Annotated in this window: 20 protein-coding genes; 3 read left to right on the top strand and 17 right to left on the bottom strand. The window is 70.6% G+C overall.

Annotated elements, in window-relative coordinates:
* Positions 1–14 precede the first annotated feature (14 nt).
* Complete coding sequence (gene rpsD, locus ACFYOP_RS30315; RefSeq protein WP_356898274.1) at positions 15–629, bottom strand: 30S ribosomal protein S4; 615 nt, start codon at positions 627–629, stop codon at positions 15–17.
* A gap of 188 nt (positions 630–817) precedes the next feature.
* Here rpsD and ACFYOP_RS30310 point away from each other — a divergent pair, with 188 nt between their 5' ends.
* On the top strand, positions 818–1,513 hold the full coding sequence (locus tag ACFYOP_RS30310; RefSeq protein ID WP_356898273.1) for a DUF2470 domain-containing protein: 696 nt from the start codon (positions 818–820) through the stop codon (positions 1,511–1,513).
* A gap of 6 nt (positions 1,514–1,519) precedes the next feature.
* Here ACFYOP_RS30310 and ACFYOP_RS30305 read toward each other — a convergent pair whose 3' ends face one another.
* The 4 genes from ACFYOP_RS30305 to ACFYOP_RS30290 all read right to left on the bottom strand — a co-directional run bounded on the left by ACFYOP_RS30305 (position 1,520) and on the right by ACFYOP_RS30290 (position 5,722).
* Entirely contained in the window at positions 1,520–2,881 is a 1,362-nt protein-coding gene (locus ACFYOP_RS30305) for a replication-associated recombination protein A (protein ID WP_356898272.1), read from the bottom strand.
* 68 nt (positions 2,882–2,949) lie between these two features.
* Positions 2,950–3,594: a vitamin K epoxide reductase family protein gene (locus tag ACFYOP_RS30300; protein ID WP_356898271.1), complete on the bottom strand. Its 645-nt coding sequence runs from the start codon at positions 3,592–3,594 to the stop codon at positions 2,950–2,952.
* 149 nt (positions 3,595–3,743) lie between these two features.
* Complete coding sequence (gene hisS, locus ACFYOP_RS30295; RefSeq protein ID WP_356898270.1) at positions 3,744–5,003, bottom strand: histidine--tRNA ligase; 1,260 nt, start codon at positions 5,001–5,003, stop codon at positions 3,744–3,746.
* A gap of 11 nt (positions 5,004–5,014) precedes the next feature.
* Entirely contained in the window at positions 5,015–5,722 is a 708-nt protein-coding gene (locus ACFYOP_RS30290; RefSeq protein WP_356898269.1) for an MBL fold metallo-hydrolase, read from the bottom strand.
* A gap of 182 nt (positions 5,723–5,904) precedes the next feature.
* On the opposite strand from ACFYOP_RS30290, the gene ACFYOP_RS30285 reads away from it, so the two are divergent.
* Both ACFYOP_RS30285 and ACFYOP_RS30280 read left to right on the top strand, forming a co-directional pair.
* Positions 5,905–6,687, top strand: coding sequence for a peptidylprolyl isomerase (locus ACFYOP_RS30285; RefSeq protein WP_356898268.1), 783 nt, complete (start codon positions 5,905–5,907; stop codon positions 6,685–6,687).
* Between the two features lie 174 nt (positions 6,688–6,861).
* Complete coding sequence (locus tag ACFYOP_RS30280; RefSeq protein WP_356898267.1) at positions 6,862–8,091, top strand: DUF349 domain-containing protein; 1,230 nt, start codon at positions 6,862–6,864, stop codon at positions 8,089–8,091.
* Positions 8,092–8,163: 72 nt separating this feature from the next.
* Here the strand turns inward: ACFYOP_RS30280 and ACFYOP_RS30275 are convergent, their stop codons facing one another.
* From ACFYOP_RS30275 to ACFYOP_RS30220, 12 genes are all read right to left on the bottom strand, one after another.
* Complete coding sequence (locus ACFYOP_RS30275) at positions 8,164–10,647, bottom strand: RelA/SpoT family protein (protein WP_388453502.1); 2,484 nt, start codon at positions 10,645–10,647, stop codon at positions 8,164–8,166.
* A 215-nt stretch (positions 10,648–10,862) separates the two neighbouring features.
* Entirely contained in the window at positions 10,863–11,408 is a 546-nt protein-coding gene (locus tag ACFYOP_RS30270) for an adenine phosphoribosyltransferase (protein ID WP_356898266.1), read from the bottom strand.
* A complete protein-coding gene (gene secF / locus ACFYOP_RS30265) occupies positions 11,405–12,511 on the bottom strand; it encodes a protein translocase subunit SecF (protein WP_356898265.1) in 1,107 nt (368 codons plus the stop codon). Before secF ends, ACFYOP_RS30270 begins: the two co-directional genes overlap by 4 nt.
* A 1-nt stretch (position 12,512) precedes the next feature.
* A complete protein-coding gene (gene secD / locus ACFYOP_RS30260) occupies positions 12,513–14,297 on the bottom strand; it encodes a protein translocase subunit SecD (protein ID WP_356898264.1) in 1,785 nt (594 codons plus the stop codon).
* Positions 14,298–14,446: 149 nt separating this feature from the next.
* The gene (yajC, locus tag ACFYOP_RS30255) at positions 14,447–14,917 is read right to left on the bottom strand and encodes a preprotein translocase subunit YajC (protein WP_356898263.1); all 471 of its coding nucleotides are present in this window, start codon (positions 14,915–14,917) and stop codon (positions 14,447–14,449) included.
* A gap of 162 nt (positions 14,918–15,079) precedes the next feature.
* Positions 15,080–16,150 (bottom strand): Holliday junction branch migration DNA helicase RuvB, encoded by a 1,071-nt coding sequence (gene ruvB, locus ACFYOP_RS30250; protein ID WP_356898262.1) that lies wholly within the window; start codon positions 16,148–16,150, stop codon positions 15,080–15,082.
* 325 nt (positions 16,151–16,475) lie between these two features.
* Positions 16,476–17,084 carry a Holliday junction branch migration protein RuvA gene (gene ruvA, locus ACFYOP_RS30245; protein ID WP_356898261.1) on the bottom strand — a complete coding sequence of 203 codons (609 nt, stop codon included), beginning with the start codon at positions 17,082–17,084 and terminating at the stop codon, positions 16,476–16,478.
* On the bottom strand, positions 17,081–17,623 hold the full coding sequence (ruvC, locus tag ACFYOP_RS30240; RefSeq protein ID WP_356898260.1) for a crossover junction endodeoxyribonuclease RuvC: 543 nt from the start codon (positions 17,621–17,623) through the stop codon (positions 17,081–17,083). Before ruvC ends, ruvA begins: the two co-directional genes overlap by 4 nt.
* A gap of 119 nt (positions 17,624–17,742) precedes the next feature.
* The gene (locus ACFYOP_RS30235) at positions 17,743–18,495 is read right to left on the bottom strand and encodes a YebC/PmpR family DNA-binding transcriptional regulator (RefSeq protein ID WP_356898259.1); all 753 of its coding nucleotides are present in this window, start codon (positions 18,493–18,495) and stop codon (positions 17,743–17,745) included.
* Positions 18,496–18,557: 62 nt separating this feature from the next.
* Positions 18,558–19,148 (bottom strand): pyridoxal 5'-phosphate synthase glutaminase subunit PdxT, encoded by a 591-nt coding sequence (gene pdxT / locus ACFYOP_RS30230; protein WP_356898258.1) that lies wholly within the window; start codon positions 19,146–19,148, stop codon positions 18,558–18,560.
* The gene (pdxS, locus tag ACFYOP_RS30225; RefSeq protein WP_356898257.1) at positions 19,148–20,056 is read right to left on the bottom strand and encodes a pyridoxal 5'-phosphate synthase lyase subunit PdxS; all 909 of its coding nucleotides are present in this window, start codon (positions 20,054–20,056) and stop codon (positions 19,148–19,150) included. Before pdxS ends, pdxT begins: the two co-directional genes overlap by 1 nt.
* 114 nt (positions 20,057–20,170) lie before the next feature.
* Complete coding sequence (locus ACFYOP_RS30220) at positions 20,171–20,677, bottom strand: hypothetical protein (protein WP_356898334.1); 507 nt, start codon at positions 20,675–20,677, stop codon at positions 20,171–20,173.
* Between the last annotated feature and the right edge of the window lie 324 nt (positions 20,678–21,001).

Here is a 21,001-nt window from a genome sequence, read left to right as displayed (position 1 = left end):
GGTACGGCGCCTGATCAGCGGGCGTAGTACTCGACGACCAGCTGCTCGTCGCAGATGACCGGAACTTCCTTGCGCTGCGGGTCACGGTCCAGGCGGAACGCCAGGGCCTTGAGGTTGACCTGCAGGTAGCGCGGGGTCTCACCGTCGGGGGCGAAGCCACCCTCGCGAGCCACCTGGAACAGGGTCTTCTCGCGGGAGCGCTCGCGGACCATCACGACGTCGTCGGGACGGACACGGAACGACGGCTTGTTGACCTTGCCGCCGTTGACCTCGATGTGGCCGTGGACGACCATCTGACGGGCCTGGTAGATGGTGCGGGCGATGCCCGAACGCAGGACCAGGGCGTCGAGGCGACGCTCGAGCTCGATGACCAGGGCCTCGCCCGTCTTGCCCTCGGCCTTGCGGGCGCGGTCGTAGGCGCGGGCCATCTGCTTCTCGCTGATGTCGTACTGCGCGCGCAGGCGCTGCTTCTCGAGCAGACGGACCTTGTAGTCCGAGTTCTGCTTGCGGCCACGGCCGTGCTCGCCCGGCGGGTAGGGGCGGGCTTCGAAGTACTTGACAGCCTTCGGCGTCAGCGCAATACCGAGCGCACGCGACTTCTTGACCTTGGGACGCGACTGGTTAGGCACGTTCTCCAGACCTCCGTTGTAGGTTAGGTTAGGCTCACCTTACTCAAGGAGATCGCATGTCTCGCCCTGGGAACACCAAGCGCATCACGGACAGCACGAAGAACACCGACGCTTCTGCGAGCGTGGAGGTGACGGAGGTCCGATCAGCTCATGGTCAGCCGCGTCCCAGCGGGCTTGAAATCACTCGGATGCCGTCAGCAGCCGAGCGCACACGAACTCTCGTACAGAGTACATGCTCAGCCGTGCTGCTCGTGCCCGGCCTCGAAGGGGCCCGGCCGGAGCAGCTCAGCCCGCGGGCGCGGACCGCCGGCGCCGACGGCGAGGTCTTCCTGCTCTTCCCGGCCGACTCCCCCGCCGTCCGGGCCGCCACCCACGCCCAGGCCGACGAGCTCGCCGCCGTGCTGGAGATCGTCGACGTGGCGCCGGTCGCCGTGCCGGACCGTGTCCGGGGGCGCGCCCTGATATCCGGCTGGCTCACCAGCGCGCCCGGCCTCGCGACCGAACCCGGGTCCATGATGCTGCGCCTGGAGGTCGGGGAGGCGGGCGTGGACGACCTGTGGGGCGCCTCCCCCGTGGAGCCGGAGGCGTTCGCCGACGCCTCGGCCGATCCCCTCGTGGCCCACGAGACCGAGCTTCTGCAGCACTTGACCTCGGCGCACGGCGACCAGGTGCAGGCGCTCGCGGCACTGGCCGGAGAGCGGGAGGCGCGGGCCGTCGCGGAGGGCCGGCGGGCGGTGCCGCTGGCGCTGGACCGGTTCGGGCTGCGGGTGCGGTTCACCGGCGGGCGCTGCTTCGACACCCGCTTCGACTTCCCCTCGCCCGTGGGGGACGTCACGGAGCTGCGCCGCGCGATGCACGCCCTGTTCGAGGCGGCGTCGCCCTGAGGCCGCTCAGTCCGTCTCGCCGCGCAGGCGCTCGCGCACCTTCTCGACCACGTCCGCGTACCGCGCCTCCGCGCCGTAGCGCGTCGGCTCGTAGTAGCGCTTGCCGTGGACGGCGTCCGGCGCGTACTGCTGGGCCGCGATGCCGCCGGGGACGTCGTGCGGATAGACGTAGCCCTGGGCGTGGCCCAGCTTGGCGGCCCCCTTGTAGTGGCCGTCGCGCAGATGGGGCGGGACCGGGCCGGCCAGGCCGCCCCGTACGTCCTGCCGGGCGGCGGAGATCGCCGTCGTCGCCGCGTTCGACTTCGGGGCGAGCGCGAGGGCGATGGTGGCGTGGCTGAGGGTCAGCGCGGCCTCGGGGAAACCGATCATGGCCACGGCCTGGGCCGCCGCCACCGCGGTCGGCAGGGCGGTCGGATCGGCCAGACCGATGTCCTCGCTCGCCGAGATCATCAGCCGCCGGGCGATGAACCGCGGGTCCTCGCCCGCCTCGATCATCCGGGCCAGGTAGTGCAGCGCCGCGTCCACGTCGGAGCCGCGGATCGACTTGATGAGCGCGCTGGCGACGTCGTAGTGCTGGTCGCCGTCCCGGTCGTACTTCACCGCCGCCCGGTCGACGGTCTCCTCCACGGTCTGGAGGCCGATGGCGTCCTCGCCCTTGTCGATGGCCGCGCCCGCGGCGGCCTCCAGAGCGGTCAGCGCCCGGCGGGCGTCGCCGCCCGCGATCCGCAGCAGATGCGCCAGGGCGTCATCGGCCAGCGAGACGGCCCCGCCGAGCCCCCGCTCGTCGGTCAGCGCACGGCTGAGCAGATCCCGGATGTCGTCGTCGGTCAGCGGCTCCAGCGTCAGCAGCAGCGAACGGGAGAGCAGCGGCGAGATCACCGAGAAGTACGGATTCTCCGTGGTGGCGGCGATCAGCGTCACCCAGCGGTTCTCGACCGCGGGGAGCAGCGAGTCCTGCTGGGCCTTGGAGAAGCGGTGAATCTCGTCGAGGAAGAGGACGGTCTCCTTGCCGAAGCCGCCCGCGGCGCGCTTGGCGCCCTCGATGACGGCCCGGACCTCCTTGACTCCCGCGGTGATCGCGGAGAGCTCCACGAAGCGCTTGTTGGTCGCCTTGGAGACCACATACGCCAGCGTCGTCTTGCCGGTGCCGGGCGGGCCCCAGAGGATCACGGACGAGACGCCGGCCGGTCCTCCCCCGCCACCGCTTTCGCCGACCAGGCGGCGCAGCGGCGATCCCGGCTTGAGCAGATGCCGCTGGCCGACCACCTCGTCGAGGGTGCGCGGGCGCATCCGGACCGCCAGCGGGCTGCTGGTCGGGTCCTTCTCCTGGCGTTCTTCCGCCGCGGCGGTAAAGAGGTCGGGCTCCACGCCGTGAAGCCTATGCCAGCCCACTGACAGCGCCGGAGCCCCGGTCGGAGGTCCCGGTCACCGGTCGGTCAGCTGGTCCAGAACTCCCACCAGCGGGTCAGGACCAGCATGCCGATCACCCCGGTGTGCAGGACGGGCAGGACCCAGGTGAACTCGTCCAGGAAGCCGCGCAGCCAGGCCGGCGCGGGCAGCAGTCCCTGGCGGACGTTGTGCGAGGTCACGTACCAGAACATGAAGATCGTGGCGACCCAGGCCAGGCAGCACCACAGGCACAGCGCGTTGATCTCGTACAGCGACTGCTGCATCAGCCAGGTGCAGAAGCCGACGCCGAAGAGGGTGCCCGCGTTGAAGGTCAGCCAGTACCAGCGGGAGAACCGGGCGCCGGCGAGCAGGCTCATGCCGACGCAGACCACGACCGCGTAGGTCACCAGTCCGAGCATCGGGTTGGGGAAGCCGAAGGCCGCGGCCTGGTCGCTCTCCATGACACTGCCGCAGGAGACGACCGGGTTGAGGCTGCACCCCGGAGTGAAGGTGGTGCCCGCGACCTTCGCCTCGAGGATCTTGAACTTGTCGATCGTGATGATCCACGCGGCCAGCACCCCGGCCGCGCCGGTGACGACGAGCAGCCAGGCGAACGCGCGGCTGCCGCCGACGCGGCGCACTCCGGGGTCGCTGTGGCCGCAGGACACGCCGTCAACTGCTGCAGTCGTCATATCCCTGTTCCGTCGCTCGGTGGTCGGTCGGGCAGAGCCATTGTGCCGCAGAGACAGCGGCGTCGGCCGTCGCCTGTGGACAAGGTCCAGAGGTACTGCCGCCGCACTCGGGGCCGGGCCGGACGGCGCACCGTCCGGCCCGGCCCGTCTCAGCCGAGACGCGAGCGCAGTTCGTCCACGATCCCGTCGAGCGCGACGGCCTGCTGCTCACCGGACTCCATGTCCTTGAGCTGCGCCACGCCCTCCGCGAGGTCCCGCTCCCCGACCACGACCGCATAGCGCGCGCCGCTGCGGTTGGCCGCCTTCATCGCGGCCTTGAGGCCCTTCCCGCCGTACGAGAAGTCGGTCGCTACGCCCGCCCTGCGCAGCTCGTTCACGACGCCGAACAGCAGCCGTCGCGCCTCCTCGCCGATCGGCACCGCGTACACGCTGGTGGCGGCGGGGATGTCGAGCGCGACGCCCTCCGCCTCCAGCGCCAGCACCGTACGGTCCACGCCCAGCGCCCAGCCGACGGACGGCAGCGCGGGGCCGCCGATCATCTCGGACAGGCCGTCGTAGCGGCCGCCGCCGCCCACCGCGGACTGCGAGCCGAGGCCGTCGTGGACGAACTCGAACGTCGTGCGCGTGTAGTAGTCGAGGCCGCGGACCAGCTTCTCGTCGTCCTCGAAGGAGACGCCCGCCGCGATCAGCAGGGCCCGCACCTCCTCGTGGTACGCCTTGCACGCGTCACACAGATAGTCGCGGAGCATCGGGGCACCCGTGAGCTGCTTCTGCACGGCGTCGCGCTTGTCGTCGAGGACCCGCAGCGGGTTGATCTCGATACGGCGGCGGGTGTCCTCGTCGAGGTCCAGGTCGCGCAGGAACGACTGGAGCGCCTCGCGGTAGACGGGACGGCAGGTGCTGTCCCCGAGCGAGTTGAGCAGGATGCGGAATTCGCGCAGCCCCAGCGAGCGGTACGCCTGGTCGGCCAGGATGATCAGCTCGGCGTCCAGGGCCGGGTCCTCGGCGCCGATCGCCTCGGCCCCGACCTGGGAGAAGTGCCTGTACCGGCCCTTCTGCGGGCGCTCGTAGCGGTAGTACGAGCCCGAGTACCAGAGCTTCACCGGCAGACCCTGCTTGTGCAGGCTGCCCTCCAGCGCCGCGCGCAGCACGGACGCCGTGCCCTCGGGGCGCAGCGCGAGCTCGGTGCCGCCCTTGGTGGTGAGCGTGTACATCTCCTTCGTCACGATGTCGGTGGACTCACCGACGCCGCGCGAGAAGAGGGCCACATCCTCGAAACCGGGGGTCTCGATGTACCCGTAGCCGGAGATCTTCAGCGGCGCGGCGATGGCCTCGCGCACCGCCAGATACGTCGCGGACGACGGCGGAAGCAGGTCGAAGGTGCCCTTGGGGGCCTTGAAGGTGCTCACGGAATCTCTCGTCACATTCCTCGTCGGGGCGCGTCCACGCTCCCGAGGCCGGCGGCCACTTCCCGCAGATACGGGTTGGTGGCGCGCTCGCGGCCGATGGTCGTCTGGGGGCCGTGGCCGGACAGCACCACGGTCGAGTCGTCGAGCGGCAGGCACACCCGTGCCAGCGACCCGAGCATCTCGTCCATGTCGCCGCCGGGCAGGTCCGTGCGTCCGATGGAGCCGGCGAACAGCAGGTCGCCCGAGAAGAAGACGGACGGGACGTCCGCGGACTCGGGCATCGTGAAGGTCACCGACCCCTTGGTATGGCCGGGCGCATGGGAGACGGAGAAATCGAGACCGGCCAGGCTCAGCGCGGCGCCGTCCGTGAGCTCCTTGACGTCGTCCGGTTCTCCCACGGTGAGCTCGCCCATGAGAGGCATCCCGATGGAGCGCCCGAGGGCCTTCTCCGGGTCGCTCATCATGTAGCGGTCGTCGGGGTGGATCCAGGCCGGCACGTCATGGGCGCCGCACACGGGGACGACGGAGGCCACATGGTCGATGTGGCCGTGGGTGAGGACGACGGCGACGGGCTTCAGCCGATGCTTCCTCAGCGTCTCCTCGACACCCTGAGCGGCCTGGTGGCCGGGGTCGATGATCACGCACTCCTCGCCTGCGGCGGGGGCGACCAGATAGCAGTTGGTCCCCCAGGCCCCGGCGGGGAACCCGGCAATAAGCACGATCGTCCTCAGTTCGGTCGTCGTCGGACAGCGGATGCGGTGGAATGCAGCAGATCAGAGCCTACCGGCGCTGCGTATCGCACAGCCAACCCGTATACGGTACGGGGCAAGCTCGGCGGTTACCGCTACGCGAGTACTACGCGACGTATCCAGACGGACAAGACGCACAAGGAGAAGACCCGGTGGTCAGCAGCGATCAGCGGCGGCGGCAGCTCGCCCGGGAGAAGTTCGAGCGCCAGCAGCAGCGTCGGGAGCAGGCGCGGAGGAAGGCCAAGGTGCGCAACTCGGCCATCGCGGCAGCGGTGGCGGTGGTGCTCTGCGCCGCCGGCGGCGTCTACGCCATGGGCCTCACCGGGGACGACAAGAAGGACGACGCCGCGTCGGCCGACCCCTCGCCGACCCCCTCCGCCTCGGAAAGCACCAACCCCGAGCCCGCGATGTCGATCGACAAGAAGGCGAAGTACTCGTTCTCCGTCAAGACCGGCCAGGGCGACATCACGATCGCCATGGACGCCGCGAAGACGCCGCACACGGTGAACTCGTTCAAGTCGCTGGCGGACAAGGGCTACTTCGACGGTACGAAGTGTCACCGGCTGACCACGGAGAACATCTTCGTGCTGCAGTGCGGCGACCCGAAGGGCGACGGCACCGGCGGTCCCGGCTACACGATCCCCGACGAGAACCTCGACGCTCTCGGCAAGCCGGGCGCGGACGGCAGCGTCACGTTCCCGGCGGGCACGGTCGCGATGGCGAACACCAGCCAGCCGAACACCGGCGGCAGCCAGTTCTTCCTCGTCTACAAGGACACCAAACTCCCGCCGGCCTACACGCCCTTCGGGACCATGGACGACAAGGGCCTGAAGGCCGTGAAGGACGTGGCGAAGGCCGGAGTCGAGGGCGGCGGCGCCGACGGTCCCCCGAAGAAGGCCGTCTCGGTCGAGAAGGCCACGGTCACGAAGGTGTGAGCGAGACGATTTCGGTCGCGCTGAGTGCGGACAGCCGGGCGGCCGGTCGCCTAGATTGGGCGTTGTGCGGCGTGTGCTGACGCGCGCTGTGGTGGGCGGGCGAGGCCCGTCCGGGAAACTGTGGACGATGCCCGGGGGGATGGACCCTCGTCGGCATCAGGTTGAGGAGGCGCTGTGAGCAGCGACCCGTGGGGCCGCGTCGACGAGACGGGCACCGTGTACGTGCGTACTGCCGAGGGCGAGCAGGTCGTCGGATCGTGGCAGGCCGGGACTCCCGAGGAGGCGCTGGCCTATTTCGAGCGCAAGTACGAGGGCCTGGTGGTCGAGATCGGCCTCCTCGAGCGGCGGGTGAAGACGACCGATCTGTCGGCCAAGGACGCCCGGGCCGCCATCGACCATCTGCGTCAGCAGGTGGACGAGCACCACGCGGTGGGCGACCTCCAGGCGCTCCGGGTGCGGCTCGACGCGCTGGTGGAGACGGTCGAGAAGCGCCGCGAGGAGCGCAAGGCCCAGAGGGCGAAGCAGACCGACGAGGCGCGCAAGGCCAAGGAGGCCCTGGTCGCCGAGGCGGAGGAGCTGGCGCAGAGCGAGCAGTGGCGGTCGGCCGGCGAGCGGCTGCGTGCGCTGGTGGACACCTGGAAGGGCCTGCCGAGGCTCGACCGGAAGTCCGACGACGAACTGTGGCACCGCTTCTCGCACGCGCGGTCCGCCTTCTCCAAGCGCCGCAAGGCGCACTTCGCGTCGCTGGACGCGCAGCGCGAGGAGGCCCGCCGGCTCAAGGAGCGGCTGGTCACGGAGGCCGAGGCGCTCTCCGGTTCGACGGACTGGGGTCCCACCGCGGCCCGGTACCGGGACCTGATGGCGCAGTGGAAGGCCGCGGGCCGTGCGCAGCGCGAGGCGGAGGACGACCTGTGGAACCGTTTCCGCGGCGCCCAGGACGTCTTCTTCGCGGCGCGCAGCGGTGTGTTCGCCGAGCGTGACGCGGAGCAGGCGGAGAACCTCAAGCTGAAGGAGGAGCTCGCCGCCGAGGCCGAGAAGCTGGTGCCGGTGACCGATCTGAAGGCCGCCCGTGCCGCCTTCCGTTCGATCAACGAGCGCTGGGAGGCCATCGGCCATGTGCCGCGCGACGCCCGGCCCAAGGTCGAGGGCCGGATGCACGCGGTGGAGCGGGCTCTGCAGGAGTCCGAGGAGAACGAGTGGCGCCGGACGAACCCGGAGGCGCGTGCGCGTGCCGAGGGGCTGACCGGTCAGCTGCAGGCGGCCGTCGACAAGCTGCGGGGCCAGATCGACGCGGCCCGCGCCTCGGGCAACAACGCCAGGGCGGACAAGCTCGCCAAGGAGCTCGAGGGCCGTCAGGCGCTGCTGGACCAGGCGCTGAAGGGTCTCCAGGAGTTCGGCGGCTGAGACAGGCCGTACGAGAGGGGCCCGGTACGCGATCGCTCGCGTACCGGGCCCCTCTCCGTGCTCCGCGTACGGCTACGGCCTGCGGGCCGAGGTCACGCGGTAGACGTCGTACACGCCCTCGACGCCCCTGACCGCCTTGAGGACGTGGCCCAGGTGCTTGGGGTCGCCCATCTCGAAGGTGAAGCGCGAGGTGGCCACCCGGTCGCGGGAGGTCTGCACGGCCGCCGAGAGGATGTTGACGTGCTGGTCGGACAGGACCCGGGTGACGTCGGAGAGCAGCCGGGAGCGGTCCAGTGCCTCGACCTGGATGGCGACCAGGAAGACCGACGACTGGGTCGGGGCCCATTCGACGTCGAGGATCCGTTCGGGCTGCTGCGAGAGCGAGTCGACGTTGACGCAGTCCGCCCGGTGCACCGACACACCGCTGCCGCGGGTGACGAAGCCGATGATCGGGTCGCCCGGCACCGGCGTACAGCAGCGGGCGAGCTTGACCCACACGTCCTCGACGCCCTTGACCACCACACCGGGGTCGGCGCTCGTGCGGCGCTTGCCGCGGCCGTGGGTCGGCGGGGTGGACTCGGCGATGTCCTCGTTGGCGGCCTCCTCGCCGCCGAGGGCCTGCACCAGCTTCTGCACGACGCCCTGCGCGGCGACATGGCCCTCGCCGATCGCCGCGTACAGCGACGAGATGTCGGGGTAGCGCATCTCGTGCGCGAGGGTGACCAGGGAGTCGCCGGTGAGGATGCGCTGGATCGGCAGGTTCTGCTTGCGCATGGCCCGCGCGATGGAGTCCTTGCCCTGCTCGATGGCCTCGTCCCGGCGCTCCTTGGAGAACCAGGCGCGGATCTTGTTGCGGGCCCGCGGCGACTTGACGAAGCCGAGCCAGTCGCGGGACGGTCCCGCGCCCTCGGCCTTGGAGGTGAAGACCTCCACCAGGTCGCCGTTGTCGAGGGTGGACTCGAGCGGCACGAGCCGCCCGTTGACGCGTGCGCCTATCGTGCGGTGGCCCACCTCGGTGTGCACCGCGTAGGCGAAGTCGACGGGGGTGGCGCCCGCGGGCAGCGCTATGACGTCGCCCTTGGGCGTGAAGACGAAGACCTCGTTGCGCGAGAGGTCGAAGCGCAGCGACTCCAGGAACTCGCCCGGGTCCTCCGTCTCCTTCTGCCAGTCGAGGAGCTGCCGCAGCCAGGCCATGTCGTTGACGGTGTCCTGGCCGGCGGTGCCCTTGCCGGCCCTGGGGACATCGGTGCGGATCTTGGAGGCGCCGGCGACGGTCTCCTGCTTGTACTTCCAGTGCGCGGCGATGCCGTACTCGGCGCGGCGATGCATGTCGAAGGTGCGGATCTGCAGTTCGACGGGCTTGCCGTTGGGGCCGATGACCGTCGTGTGCAGCGACTGGTACATGTTGAACTTCGGCATCGCGATGTAGTCCTTGAACCGGCCGGGGACCGGGTTCCATCGCGCGTGCACGGTGCCGAGGGCGGCGTAGCAGTCGCGGACCGTGTCGACGAGGACGCGGATGCCCACCAGGTCGTAGATCTCCGCGAAGTCCCGGCCGCGGACGATCATCTTCTGGTAGACGCTGTAGTAGTGCTTCGGCCGGCCGGTGACGGTGGCCTTGATGCGCGCGGCGCGCAGGTCGGACTGGACCTCGTCGGTCACTATGGCGAGGTACTCGTCGCGCTTGGGCGCGCGCTCGGCGACGAGGCGGACGATCTCGTCGTACATCTTGGGGTAGAGGATCGCGAAGGCGAGGTCCTCCAGCTCCCACTTGATGGTGTTCATGCCCAGCCGGTGGGCCAGCGGCGCGTAGATCTCGAGGGTCTCGCGGGCCTTCTTCTCCTGCTTCTCCCGCTTGAGATAGCGCATGGTGCGCATGTTGTGCAGCCGGTCGGCGAGCTTGATGACCAGGACGCGCGGGTCCTTGGCCATGGCGACGACCATCTTGCGCACGGTCTCTGCCTGCGCGGCCTCGCCGAACTTGACCTTGTCGAGCTTGGTGACGCCGTCGACGAGGAGCGCCACGGAGTCGCCGAAGTCTCGGCGCAGCTGGTCGAGGCCGTACTCGGTGTCCTCGACCGTGTCGTGCAGCAGCCCGGCCATCAGGGTCGCCGGGTCCATGCCGAGCTCGGCGAGGATGGTGGTGACGGCGAGCGGATGGGTGATGTACGGGTCGCCGCTCTTGCGCTTCTGGCCGCGGTGCCAGCGCTCCGCGACCTGGTAGGCCTTCTCGACCTGGCGGAGCGTGGACGTCTCGATCTTGGGGTCGTTGCTGCGCACGATCCGCAGCAGCGGTTCGAGGACCGGGTTGTACGGCGAGGAGCGCTGCACGCCCAGGCGCGCGAGGCGGGCGCGCACACGGTTCGAGGAGCCGCCGGTGCGTGCCGGGCCGGCCGGGAGCGGCTTCGGAGCGGTGACGGGGACCTGGCTCACTCGCTCGGGCTCGGCGGGGGCCGACCCCTCGGTCCGCTTCGGCTCGGGCGTGACAGGGGATGCCGCGGCCTTGTCGGCCTGCTGGTCGGGCTGCGCGGCGGCGGGCTGGGCCTCGTCTGGCAAGGGCGCTCCTCTGGGGTCCCCCCGGACGGAGTCTGGGGGAGGTTCCGGGTCCCCAGGTCAGGCCCGGAAAGGCCATGATATCGACCCCGGCGTCCGCGATCGCGCGGGGACGGGGGCCTCTCACGACGCGAGACGGGCGCCCGGGTGTTCCCGGGCGCCCGTCCGTGGCGCGACGATCTGCGAGTACGGCGGTGAATCCGCAGCTCACAGCGGTGTCACAGGGTGATCAGGGCCTCCAGCGGCGCGCCGTCCAGCGCGGGGGCGAGCCGGGCCCGGCCGCCGAGGAATCCCAGTTCCATCAGGACCACGACGCCGACGACGTCGGCCCCGGCCCGGCGGATGAGCTCCAGCGACGCCTCCGCGGTGCCGCCGGTGGCGAGCACGTCGTCGATGACCACGACGCGGTCGCCCGCGTTGAGGTCCTCGGCGTGCACCTCGATCTCGGCGGTGCCGTACTCCAGCTCGTACGCCTGGGAGAGCGTCGCTCCGGGGAGCTTGCCCGCCTTGCGCACCGGGATGAAGCCGACGCCGGCCTTCACGGCGACCGGGGCGGCGAGGATGAAGCCGCGCGCCTCGAGGCCGACGATCTTCGTCGCGCCGTGGCGGACGCAGAACTCGCTCAGCGCGTCCGTCAGCGCCGTGAACGCGACCGGGTCCGCGAGCAGCGGCGTGATGTCCTTGAACACCACGCCCTGCTTCGGATGGTCCGCGACGTCCCGGATGCGGCTGAGCAGCAGCTCCTGGGTGGTGTTGACGGTCATCGACGCCTGCCCGTGGGACGGCCCCGGCCGCGGCCGCGCGGTCCGACGACGGCTCCGGCGGCGGCCGCCGCCGGCGTCCCGTCGGCGGGCCCGTCCTGGTCGTCCGCCGCGTCCTGCCCGTCGTCGCCCTTGGCTCCCGCGGCCGCGCGCTTGGCGAGCACCCGCTTCTTCAGGGCCTTCATCCGCGGGTCGAGTTCCTTGAGGTCGGCGACGAGCGGAGTGGCGATGAAGATCGAGGAGTAGGCGCCGGCCGCGAGACCGACGAACAGCGACAGCGAGATGTCGTTGAGCATGCCCGCGCCGAGGAAGCCGCCGCCGATGAACAGCAGACCGGCGACCGGCAGCAGCGCCACGACGGTGGTGTTGATCGAGCGCACCAGGGTGCTGTTGATGGAGCGGTTGGCGATCTCGCTGTAGGTGAAGCGGGTCTGCTTGGTGATGTCCTTCTGGCCCTCCTTGAGGCTGTCGAAGACGACCACCGTGTCGTACAGCGAGTAACCGAGGATCGTCAGCAGACCGATGACCGTGCCGACGGTGACCTCGAACCCGACGAGGGCATAGATGCCGACCGTGATGGTGATGTCGTGGATCAGCGCGACCAGGGCCGCGACGGCCATGCGCCATTCGAAGGCGATGGCCAGGTAGACCACGACGAGCAGCATGAAGACGCCGAGGCCGGTCCATGCCTTGTTGGCGATCTGTTCACCCCAACTGGGGCCCACCAGGTCGGCGTTGATCTGCCCGGCGGGGATGTCCAGTGCCTGGGCGAGCTCCTTCTGGACACGGTCGGCCTCGGCCGTGTCGACACCGCTGATCTGGATGCGCAGACCGCCGGTGCCCAGCTCCTGGACGATCGGGATGTGCTCGGAGATCTCCTCCGCCGCCTCCGTGGCCTGGCTGACGCTGACGTCCGCCTTCGGCGTCGTGAAGACGGCACCGCCCTTGAACTCGATGCCCATGTTCAGGCCCTGGACGGCGAGGGCGACGATCGCGGTGATCGTGATCAGGATGGAGACGCCGTACCAGACCTTGCGCTTGCCGACGAAGTCGTACCCGACCTCGCCCTGGTAGAGCCTGGCGCCGAGATTGCCGAGTCGGGACATCTCACGCCTCCTTCGGGTCGGTCGTCGGGGCGGTCATGCGGCGCGAACGCCGCAGCGGCGGCTTGGCGCCGAGTCGCTTCGGGTCGAGGCCGGACCACGGGTGGCCGCCTGCGAAGAACGGACGGCGGGCCAGCAGCGTCATCACCGGCTTGGTGAAGAAGAACACCACGACCACGTCGAGGAGGGTGGTGAGGCCCAGCGTGAACGCGAAGCCCTGGACCTTGCCGACGGTGACCACGAAGAGCACCGCGGCGGCGAGGAAGGAGACGAAGTCGGAGACCAGGACGGTGCGGCGCGCGCGCGGCCAGGCGCGCTCGACCGCGGGACGCAGGGTGCGGCCTTCCCGGATCTCGTCCCGGATGCGTTCGAAGTAGACGATGAACGAGTCCGCCGTGATACCGATGGCGACGATCGCACCGCAGACGGCCGGCAGGTTCAGCGCGAAGCCGATGGCCGGGCCGAGCAGGGTCATGATCGTGTACGTCAGGACCGCGGAGACGCCGAGGCTGAGCAGGGCGATGAGCGACAGGCCGCGGTAGTAGACGACCAGATAGATCACGACGAGGGCGAGACCGATCGCACCGGCGATCAGACCGGCCCTGAGCTGCTCGCCACCGAGGGCGGCGGTGACGGTGGTGACGCTGTCCTCCTCGAAGGACAGCGGCAGCGCGCCGTACGACAGGATGTTGCCCAGGTTCTGGGCGGACTCCTGGTCGAAGTTGCCGGTGATCTCGGCGCTGGCGCTCAGCGTCTGGTTGACCTGCGGGGCGGAGACCACTTCACCGTCGAGGACGATGGCGAACTGGTTCATCGGGGGCTGCTGCTGCGACAGCCGGCCGGTGATCTTCTGGAACTTCTTGGCGCCGGCGTCGGTGAACTCCATCGTGACGATCCACATGCCGCGCTGCTGGTCCAGCTGGCCCTGGGCGTCGTCGACGTCCCGGCCGCCCACCTCGGCGGGGCCGAGGATGTACTTCTCCCACTGGTCGGCGCTGTTCAGGCCGCAGGCGACGATCGTGTCGGAGGGCTTGACGTTGTCGCCGAGCTTGCCGCGGGCCTTGGGGTCGGTGCAGTCCAGAGCGGTGAACTGCTTCTCGAGCGCGCCGGTGGCGGGGTCGGCGGACGGCTCCGGGCTCGCGTCCGGCTTGGGGCTCTCGGAAGCCTTGGGCTCCTCGGAACCGGAGGGGCTCGGGCTCGCGGCGGGGGCCTTGATGCCGTCGGTGACGGCGCGGCCCTGGGTGGTCGCGTCGGGCGAGGGGCTGCCGGACGGGGAACCCGACGGCGGGGTGGCCGTCTCCTTGTCGTCCTTGGCCTTGTCTTCCTTCGCCTTGTCGCCCGGGGAGGCGCTCGGGGCGGGCTCCGGGGCGGCGGGACCGCCGGCGGCGACCGTCAGAACGGGTCGGAAGAACAGCTGTGCGGTGGTGCCGACCTGCTGACGGGCCTGCTCCGAGTCCGTGCCCTTGGGGATGTTCACAATGATGTGACTCTCACCCTGGGTCTGAACCTCGGCCTCGGAGACACCGAGACCGTTGACACGGCGCTCGATGATGCCGACGGCCGTGTTCATGTTGGTCTCGTTGACCGCGTCCTTCTGGCCGGGCAGGCTCTTGGCCTGGAGCGTGATGGACGTACCGCCCGCCAGGTCGATGCCCAGGCGTGGCGTGTACTCGCCCGCCGCGAACATCCCGCCCGTGAGCGCGACCATGGCGATCAGGATCAGAGCCAGGGCGCGCCCCGGCTTGCCCTGAGCCCCCGCGGGCCTTCGGCCCCTGTTCGGTGCTGCCACCTTCTCGTTTCTCCCTGTCCAACCGCCCACGGCGCCGGGTGAGCGCCCGCAACGGCCACGAAGTGATGTGGGGACCTGCCCCCGCGATCAGTCGACACGCCACGGGACCGCCCGGCGCCTGCCCGGCGCCACCGCGGTCCCCGTCGTGACTACTTCGCGTCGGCCTCGCCGTCGGCCTTGCCGTCCTCGGCCGCGTCGGCCTTCTTCGGCGCCTCGGCCTCGGACTTCTTGCCGAAGTCGACCTTGGCGTCGGAGTCGGCGTCGGCCTCGGCGACCTCGGCGTCGGCGTCACCGTCGGTCAGCGAGGAGGCGTCGTCCGGAACGACATGGGTGTCGTCGTCGCCGTGGACGATGCGGTTGTACTCCGCGTCGGAGAGCACGGCGCCGATCGAGTTCTTCGCGAACATCAGGTGGACGCCGGGAGCAGCCTCAAGGAGGACCGTGTCGTCTGTGACCTCCTTGACGGTGGCGTACAGGCCACCGATGGTCCGCACGCCGGTTCCGGGCTGCATCTGGTCGCGCATATTGGCGGCCGCCTGCTGCTTCTTCTTGGCGGAGCGGGTCATCAGGAACATGGCCCCGATGAGCACGATGAAGGGGAGGAGGGTCAAGATATCCACGGGGGAATTCCTTCGCATGACCGCGCTGAGTGAGCGGCCGATCTACGGGGGTGGGCACGCCGACCTGTAAGGGCGGCATCGGCGGAGTCTAAGCGAGTCCGCATCGATGGAACAACGCCCAGCATCGCACCGTGGTTCCTCGGCGTGCGAGTCTCCTCGCCGTCACGTCCCGAACAGACCCTGTTGTCCGCTTGCGCCCTGCGCCTGCTGGGGCGGCGTGAGCCCGAGGTGTGCCCAGGCCGCGGGGGTGGCGACCCGGCCGCGGGGCGTACGGGCCAGCAGCCCCTCCCGTACGAGGAACGGCTCCGCCACCTCCTCGACGGTCTCCCGCTCCTCCCCCACGGCCACGGCGAGCGTCGACAGGCCGACGGGGCCGCCGCCGAAGAGCTTGAGCAGCGCCTGGAGCACGGCGCGGTCGAGACGGTCGAGACCGCGGACGTCCACCTCGTAGACCTGCAGCGCCGCGGCGGCCACCGCGCGGTCGACCCGGCCGTCGCCCTCCACCTGCGCGTAGTCGCGGACCCGGCGCAGCAGCCGGTTGGCGATTCTGGGCGTGCCGCGGGAGCGGCCGGCGATCTCGGCGGCGCCCTCGGCGTCGATCTCGACGTCGAGGAGCTGCGCGGAGCGGTGCAGGACCCGTTCGAGCTCGGTCGGCTCGTAGAACTCCATGTGGCCGGTGAAGCCGAAGCGGTCGCGCAGCGGGGGCGGCAGCAGACCGGCCCGTGTCGTCGCGCCGACCAGCGTGAACGGCGGCAGCTCCAGCGGGATGGCGGTGGCGCCGGGGCCCTTGCCGACGATGACGTCGACCCGGAAGTCCTCCATCGCCATGTACAGCATCTCCTCGGCGGGGCGGGACATCCGGTGGATCTCGTCGAGGAAGAGGACCTCGCCCTCCTGGAGGGAGGAGAGGATCGCCGCGAGGTCGCCGGCGTGCTGGATGGCGGGGCCGGAGGTGATGCGGATCGGCGCGTTCATCTCCGACGCGATGATCATGGAGAGGGTGGTCTTGCCGAGGCCGGGGGCGCCGGACAGCAGGACGTGATCCGCGGTGGCGCCGCGCTGGCGGGCCGCCCTGAGCACGAGGTCCAGCTGCTGGCGGACCCGCTCCTGGCCGACGAACTCGTCGAGGCTCTTGGGGCGCAGGGCCGCCTCGACGGCGCTGTCCTCACCGTCGGCGGCGGGCGCGACCAGGCGCGGGTCCGCGGCGGTGGGGGTCTCGTCTTCCCAGTTCACGTGTGTCTGCCTTCTCGGGGGTGGTGGTTGCGGCTGCGGTCCGCTGCGCGGGCAGCGGGCGTTTTCTCCACCCCGCCCCACCCGAACCGGGGGCTCCGCCCACGGACCCCCGCGCCTCGAACTCCCCCTACGCCTGGCGGCCGTGGGTGGGGGTACCTCCCACGCCGCCAGGCGTAGGGGGAGTGCCCCCGGCGAGGGTGATGTCGCGGAGCGAAATCCAGCCCGCCCGGCGATTGAGGGCACGGCCGGAGGCCGTACGGGGTCCGGGGCCTGCCCCGGTTCGGGTGGGGCGGGGTGGAGAGAACGCCCGCCGCGGCGGACAGTGTCATCGCGCGCGGTTCAGGGACTGCAGTGCCGCCCGCAGCAACGGTCCCACCTGCGGCGACTCGCCCATCGCCGCCGCCTGCGGCACCACCGCCGTCACCGCCTCGTCCGCCTCACGTGTCGCATAGCCGAGGCCGATCAGCGCCGCGTGCAGCTGATCGCGCCAGGACCCGGTGACCGGGGAGCCGACGGCGGGGGCCGAGCCCAGCGGCTCGCCCAGCCGGTCCTTCAGCTCGAGCAGCAGCTTCTGCGCGCCCTTCTTCCCGATGCCGGGCACCGCCATCAGCGCCTTCTCGTCCCCGCCGGCGACGGCGACCCGCAGCGCGTCGGGGCTGTGCACGGCGAGCATCGCCTGCGCGAGCCGCGGCCCGACGCCGCTCGCGGTCTGGAGCAGCTCGAAGACCTGGCGCTCGTCGTCGTCGGCGAAGCCGTACAGCGTGAGCGAGTCCTCACGGACGACGAGCGAGGTCGCGATCTTCGCCTCCTGTCCGATCCGCAGCGTGGAGAGCGTGTTCGGCGTGCACTGGACGGCCATGCCGATGCCGCCGACCTCGATCACGGCGGTGGTCGGTGCGAGCGCGGCGACGGGGCCGCTGAGATACGCGATCATGCGGTACGGCCTTTCGATGCGTACGCCGTGCGGTGCGCGGCGACGGCTTGCTGGAGACGGTTCTGGGCGGGCGCGCGCCAGAGGTGGCAGATGGCGAGGGCGAGGGCGTCCGCGGCGTCGGCCGGCTTGGGCGGGGCGTCGAGCCGCAGCAGTCTCGTGACCATCGCGCCGACCTGCGCCTTGTCGGCACGGCCGCTGCCGGTGACGGCGGCCTTCACCTCGCTGGGGGTGTGCAGGGCCACGGGGATGCCGCGCCGGGCCGCGCACAGCATGGCGACGGCACTGGCCTGGGCGGTGCCCATGACCGTACGCACGTTGTGCTGGCTGAAGACCCGCTCCACGGCGACCAATCCGGGGCGGTGCTCGTCGAGCCACTCCTCGATGCCCTGCTCGATCGCGACCAGCCGGCTGCCCAGCTCGGCGTCGGCCGGTGTCCGGACGACACCGACGCCGATCATCGTCAACGGACGGCCGGCGACGCCCTCGACGACGCCGACACCGCACCGGGTGAGCCCCGGGTCCACCCCCAGCACGCGCACGCCGCCGCCTCCTTCGCTCAACTGTTTGTGCAGGCTATCGGTCGGCACCGACAACGCGCCGACGGGCCGACGGGAGCGTGTCCCGTCGGCCCGTCCGCGCACGCGGCCATGAGCGTGCGTCAGGCGTCGACCTTCTCCATGACCTCGTCGGACACGTCGAAGTTGGCGAAGACGTTCTGCACGTCGTCGCTGTCCTCGAGCGCGTCGATGAGCTTGAAGATCTTGCGCGCGCCCTCCTCGTCCAGTTCGACCTGCATGGTCGGGACGAAGTTGGCCTCGGCGGAGTCGTAGTCGATGCCGTTGTCCTGCAGCGCCGAGCGGACCGCGACCAGGTCGGTGGCCTCGCTGAGCACCTCGAAGGACTCACCGAGGTCGTTGACCTCCTCGGCGCCCGCGTCGAGCACCGCGCCCAGGACGTCGTCCTCGGTCAGCTCGCCCTTGGGGACGATCACGACGCCCTTGCGGTTGAAGAGGTACGACACCGAACCAGGGTCCGCCATCGAGCCGCCGTTGCGGGTCATGGCGACACGGACGTCGGACGCGGCGCGGTTGCGGTTGTCGGTCAGGCACTCGATGAGCACCGCGACGCCGTTCGGACCGTAGCCCTCGTACATGATCGTCTCGTAGTCGACGCCGCCGGCCTCGAGGCCGCCGCCGCGCTTGATCGCCGAGTCGATGTTCTTGTTCGGCACCGAGCTCTTCTTGGCCTTCTGCACGGCGTCGAAGAGGGTCGGGTTACCCTCCAGGTCGGCGCCGCCGGTACGGGCCGCGACCTCGATGTTCTTGATGAGCTTCGCGAAGAGTTTGCCGCGCTTGGCGTCGATCACGGCCTTCTTGTGCTTCGTCGTAGCCCATTTAGAGTGGCCGGACATCTGCCTGTCTCCTTCGCGTAACCCTTTACTGAACGAACCCGAGAGATCCTACCGGGATCGTGTCACCCGCCCGCGCGCACCATGTCCACGAACAAGCCGTGGACCCGGTGGTCGCCCGTCAGTTCGGGGTGGAAGGAGGTGGCCAGTGCGTTGCCCTGCCGGACGGCGACGATGTGGCCGTCGTGCTCGGCGAGCACCTCGGCCTCCGCGCCGACGGACTCCACCCACGGCGCGCGGATGAAGACGCCCTCGACCGGATCACCGTCGATGCCCTTCACGTCGACCGCCGCCTCGAACGACTCGTTCTGCCGGCCGAAGGCGTTGCGGCGGACGATCATGTCGATGCCGCCGAACGTCTCCTGGCCCGACCTCGGGTCGAGGATCTTGTCGGCGAGCATGATCAGACCGGCGCAGGTGCCGTAGACGGGCATGCCCGCGCGCAGCCGCTCACGCAGCGGCTCCATCAGGCCGAACAGGACGGCCAGTTTGGAGATCGTGGTGGACTCGCCGCCCGGGATCACCAGGGCGTCGATGTCGTCCAGCTCCTCGGGGCGCCGGACCGGCCTGGCCACGGCGTCGGCCGCGGCCAGGGCGATCAGGTGCTCCCGTACGTCGCCCTGGAGAGCCAGGACACCGATCACGGGAGTGGTCATCACCAGCCCCGGTTGGCGTAGCGCTCGGTCTCGGGCAGGGTGTCGCAGTTGATGCCGACCATGGCCTCGCCGAGATTGCGGGAGGCGTCCGCGATGATCTTCGGGTCGTCGTAGAAGGTGGTGGCCTTCACGATGGCCGCGGCGCGCTTGGCGGGGTCGCCCGACTTGAAGATGCCGGAGCCGACGAAGACGCCCTCGGCGCCGAGCTGGCGCATCAGCGCGGCGTCCGCGGGGGTGGCCACACCGCCGGCGGAGAACAGCACGACCGGCAGCTTGCCGAGCTCGGAGACCTCCTTGACCAGCTCGTACGGGGCGCGGAGCTCCTTGGCGGCGGCGAACAGCTCGTTGTTGTCGTAGCCGCGCAGCCTGGCGATCTCGTTCTTGATCTGGCGCAGGTGGCGGACGGCCTCGACGACGTTGCCCGTGCCGGCCTCGCCCTTCGAGCGGATCATGGCCGCGCCCTCGGCGATACGGCGCAGGGCCTCGCCCAGGTTGGTGGCGCCGCACACGAACGGGGTGGTGAAGGCCCACTTGTCGGAGTGGTTGACCTCGTCGGCCGGGGTGAGGACCTCGGACTCGTCGATGTAGTCGACGCCCAGGGACTGGAGCACCTGGGCCTCGACGAAGTGGCCGATACGCGACTTGGCCATCACCGGGATGGAGACCGCGTCGATGATCTCCTCGATCATGTTCGGGTCGGACATCCGGGCGACGCCGCCGTCCTTGCGGATGTCGGCGGGCACGCGCTCCAGCGCCATGACGGCAACGGCGCCCGCGTCCTCCGCGATCTTCGCCTGCTCGGCGTTGACCACGTCCATGATCACACCGCCCTTGAGCTGCTCGGCCATGCCGCGCTTGACGCGCGCGGTGCCGGTCTCGGGGGTCTGCGGGGTGGGGGTGACGGACACGGGAACCTCACTAGATGACGACGTTGTGGTGCGTCATCGATGGAACACGGGCCGACCAGTCCACTGCAAGGGCCAATGAACAGCCGGTGGATTGTTTTCGCCGTACGGTGCAGGTCATGCGCTGCCGGTCACGGGGCGGTCCGCGAGGGCGACGGGCGGCTCGTCGTCCATCTCGAAGGCCAGCGGGAACGGGGCGTGGCCCGCGAGCCGGAACCAGCGGACCGTACGGTGCCGCCGCAGGGCGCGGGCGGCGCGCACGGCGTCGTTGTGGAACCGGCGCGCCATGGGCACTCGGCGCACCGCCTGCGCGAGCTCCCCGGCGGCCTCCTCGCCGCCCGGCACCTCCCGTACCGCCTCCACCTGCTCCACCGCGCCGAACACGGCCCGCAGCGCCGCGCTCAGCTCGCTCTCCGCGACCTCGCGGTGCTCCTCCTCGGCCTGGCGGGCCTCGTGCGCCGCCTCGTACAGCACGATCGACGCGGCGGGATCGAGCACGCCGGCGGTCGCGAGCTCCTGAGCGACGGAGGCGCGCCGCAGCAGTTGCGCGTCGAGCGCGGCGCGGGCGGCGTCGATGCGGGCGTGCAGCCGGTCGAGGCGGCCGGCGGTCCAGGAGAGGTACATGCCGATGGCGACGAGCGCGACGACGATCCAGATCAGGGTGCTCACGGGCGGCAAGGCTACCGCTGCGTGCGCTGCGCGGACGTTTCCCCTCCCCCGCCCCTTCCCGAACCGGGGCAAGCCCCGGACCCCCTACCGCGCTCCGCGCGGTGGCCTCACTCTCTCCCTACGGCCTGGCGGCCGTGGACGGGGGCGCCTCCCACGCCGCCAGGCGTAGGGGGAGCACCCCCCAGGCTTCCTAATGTTGTTGTCAAGCGGTCGCCGTCACCGGCGGTGTCACTTCGTAGCGTCGTCGGTCACGGATCAGAGCCCATATGACGTTGACGC

Source organism: Streptomyces sp. NPDC006294, assembly GCF_042870895.1.
In the GTDB taxonomy this organism is placed as follows: Bacteria; Actinomycetota; Actinomycetes; order Streptomycetales; family Streptomycetaceae; genus Streptomyces.
The sequence above is the reverse complement of the archived record's forward strand: the minus strand, read 5'-3'. Positions and strand labels throughout refer to the sequence as shown.

Bases quoted from the DNA above. Each gene is read 5' to 3' on its own strand.
- secF (WP_356898265.1), bottom strand. From the start codon at position 12,511: ATGTCCCGACTCGGCAATCTCGGCGCCAGGCTCTACCAGGGCGAGGTC.
- ACFYOP_RS30235 (WP_356898259.1), bottom strand. From the start codon at position 18,495: ATGTCCGGCCACTCTAAATGGGCTACGACGAAGCACAAGAAGGCCGTG.
- pdxT (WP_356898258.1), bottom strand. From the start codon at position 19,148: ATGACCACTCCCGTGATCGGTGTCCTGGCTCTCCAGGGCGACGTACGG.
- ACFYOP_RS30300 (WP_356898271.1), bottom strand. From the start codon at position 3,594: ATGACGACTGCAGCAGTTGACGGCGTGTCCTGCGGCCACAGCGACCCC.
- ACFYOP_RS30270 (WP_356898266.1), bottom strand. From the start codon at position 11,408: ATGACCGTCAACACCACCCAGGAGCTGCTGCTCAGCCGCATCCGGGAC.
- ACFYOP_RS30310 (WP_356898273.1), top strand. From the start codon at position 818: ATGCCGTCAGCAGCCGAGCGCACACGAACTCTCGTACAGAGTACATGC.
- ruvA (WP_356898261.1), bottom strand. From the start codon at position 17,084: ATGATCGCGTATCTCAGCGGCCCCGTCGCCGCGCTCGCACCGACCACC.
- ACFYOP_RS30220 (WP_356898334.1), bottom strand. From the start codon at position 20,677: ATGTACCTCTCCTGGACCGCCGGCCGCCTCGACCGGCTGCACGCCCGC.